Below are 2,383 nucleotides of genomic sequence, written 5' to 3' on the forward strand. Positions count from 1 at the left end.
CGGCTGATGTCGCCGCGGCCGCCGTAGCTGATGCGGGCTTCCGCGATCTGGGTGTGGCGGATGGTGTTGGCCGAGGAGATGTCCTCGGGGCGCACGATGCCGGCGACCGTGAGCTGGCGCAGGTCGGTGTTGGTGCGCACCTCCTGGGTCCCCTGGATCATCATGTTGCCGTTGGGCAGGATGCCGGTGACGACCGCCGCGATGGTCAGGCTGATCTTTTCGGAGCGGTTCACCTGGCCGGCGCCGGCGTTGTTGGTGGTCGAGTTGGTCTCGATGGCCGCCTCGGGCTTGAAGTCGCCCGGCAGGATCTTGCCCAGCGTGGACTCCAGGCCCAGCAGGTGCGGGACGCCGGCGGTCATGCCCGAGGTGCGCGAACTGGTGGTGGCGTTGGTGGTCTTGGCGCTGTCGTCGATGTCGATGTTGACGGTGACGATGTCGCCGACGCGGCTGGCGCGCTGGTCGTTGAAGAACGCGCGGGCGCCGGTGCGCCACAGCGAGTTGGCCGACGCGGGCTGCGGGCCGGGCTCGCGCACCGAGGCCAGCGGCATGATCGCCTGCTCGCGCGGCACCAGGGCGGCGGGGTAGCCGACGGGGGCGAGCTCGGGGCCCTTCACCGCCTCGGCGACGGTGGAGCAGGCCGCGAGCGGGCTGAGGAGGACGGCGAGGGCGACGAGGCGCAGGCGCATGTGAGCTTCCTTCAACGCGAGGCGTAACGTTGGGAGCGGATCAGCTTCAGCTGCTCCGCCGCGGGTCCGACCGCCGCCGCGCCGGGTCCGGTGACCACGGCCTGGACGGTCTTCTTCGACGTGACGTTCTGCACGTTGATGGTCTCGCCGACCGCGCCGCCGCCAAGGGCCTTGGCCTGGAGCGCGAGGGAGACGCCCTCGTTCTCGTACGTGAGGGTTACGATCTCGTTTGCCTTGACCACCTGCGGGGCCGACACGTCCCGGGCGGCCACGGCGGCGCCTTCGCGGAGGGGGCGGCGGGCGGCGAGGCCGATGACCGCGTCGGGATCGTTCGGCGCGTCCGCGGGGGCGGCGGCGGCCTTGCCCCAGATCAGGTCGGCGGGCTGGACGATTTCGCCGGCGCCGATCGAGCGGGCCCAGGTGAGGACGTCCACATTGCCGCGAGCGGCAACACTTGCCGGGCTGCCGGCGGCGGCGGCCGAGGCGGCGCCGGTCACGACGATCTGCCGCAGGCCCTCGGCGTTCGGCCAGTCCAGGCCGGCCCGATAGGCCGCGGCGCGGACGGCGGCGGCGTTCAGCATCACGCTGGCGCCCGTGCGGGTGGCGATCGGGGTCGCGCCGGCCGCGCCGGCGCCGTTGAAAATGTCGCCGAGGGTGACCACGCCGTCGGCGTCGAAGGCGCTGGCCTTCAGGGTCACGGGCGTCGCGGCCAGGGCCGGCGAAGCGATGGCGAGGGCCGCCAGGAACACGAGCGCTTTCATCGGCTTACGACTTCAACTGGTTGGCGGTGGCGAGCATGTTGTCGGCCGTGGAGATGACCTTGGAGTTCATCTCGTAGGCGCGCTGGGCGACGATCAGGGCCGAGATCTCGGCGACCGCGTCGACGTTCGAGGCTTCGGTGTAGCCCTGCTGCAGCGTGCCGATGCCGACCGAGCCCGGCGTGCCGGTGGTGGGCGCGCCCGAGGCGGCGGTTTCCTTCAGCAGGTTGTCGCCGAGGGCTTCCAGGCCCCCGTCGTTGACGAAGGTGGCCAGCTCGATGACGCCGACGATGTTGGTGCCGGTCTGGCCGGCCTGCTGCACCTCGACCTGCCCCGACTTGGAGATCGAGACCGAGACGGCGTCCTGCGGGATCGTGATCGCCGGCTGGATCTGGTAGCCGTCCTGGGTGACGAGCTGGCCCTGGTCGTTGACCGCCAGGTTGCCGGCGCGGGTGTAGGCGTTCTCGCCCGACGGCATCAGCACCTGGAAGTAGCCGCGCCCGTTGATGGCGATGTCGTACTGGTTGTCGGTCTTGGTCAGGGTGCCCTGGGTGCCGACGCGGTAGACCGCGCTGGCCTTCACACCGGCGCCGACCTGGACGCCCGTGGGGACGATGGTCCCCTGGTCCGACGACTGCGTGCCGGCGGCCTGGTAGGTCTGATAGAGCAGGTCCTGGAACTCGGCCCGCTCGCGCTTGAAGCCGACCGTGTTCATGTTGGCGATGTTGTGGGAGATGACTTCCACGTTGAGCTGCTGGGCGGCCATGCCGGTGGCGGCGGTGCGGAGCGCTTGCATCGGTCGTTATCCTCTTACTGAACCCGGCCCAGGCGCTCGACGGAGCGGCGCGACAGGTCGGCTTCGGAATCGATCATCTTGGCGGTGGATTCGTAGGCCCGGCTCACCTCGACCATGCGGGTGATCTCCAGGACCGGCTTGAC

Annotated in this window: 4 protein-coding genes; all 4 read right to left on the bottom strand. The window is 70.5% G+C overall.

Annotated elements, in window-relative coordinates; all coding sequences use genetic code 11:
- Window positions 1-686: flagellar basal body L-ring protein FlgH (gene flgH, locus Q0L11_RS15925; protein ID WP_296598521.1), on the bottom strand; the 686-nt coding region annotated here is incomplete at its 3' end.
- 11 nt (window positions 687-697) lie between these two features.
- Window positions 698-1,447, bottom strand: a complete 750-nt coding sequence (gene flgA, locus Q0L11_RS15930) for a flagellar basal body P-ring formation chaperone FlgA (protein ID WP_296598522.1) — start codon at window positions 1,445-1,447, stop codon at window positions 698-700.
- Window positions 1,448-1,451: 4 nt separating this feature from the next.
- The gene (flgG, locus tag Q0L11_RS15935) at window positions 1,452-2,240 is read right to left on the bottom strand and encodes a flagellar basal-body rod protein FlgG (RefSeq protein WP_296598524.1); all 789 of its coding nucleotides are present in this window, start codon (window positions 2,238-2,240) and stop codon (window positions 1,452-1,454) included.
- 14 nt (window positions 2,241-2,254) lie between these two features.
- On the bottom strand, window positions 2,255-2,383 hold a 129-nt coding region (locus tag Q0L11_RS15940; RefSeq protein WP_296598528.1), incomplete at its 5' end, for a flagellar basal body rod C-terminal domain-containing protein.

The sequence above is a fragment of the Phenylobacterium sp. genome (assembly GCF_024508875.1).
Taxonomy (GTDB): domain Bacteria; phylum Pseudomonadota; class Alphaproteobacteria; order Caulobacterales; family Caulobacteraceae; genus Phenylobacterium.

Excerpts from the sequence above, each read along its gene's own strand:
- flgG (WP_296598524.1), bottom strand. The coding sequence starts at position 2,240 with ATGCAAGCGCTCCGCACCGCCGCCACCGGCATGGCCGCCCAGCAGCTC.
- flgA (WP_296598522.1), bottom strand. The coding sequence starts at position 1,447 with ATGAAAGCGCTCGTGTTCCTGGCGGCCCTCGCCATCGCTTCGCCGGCC.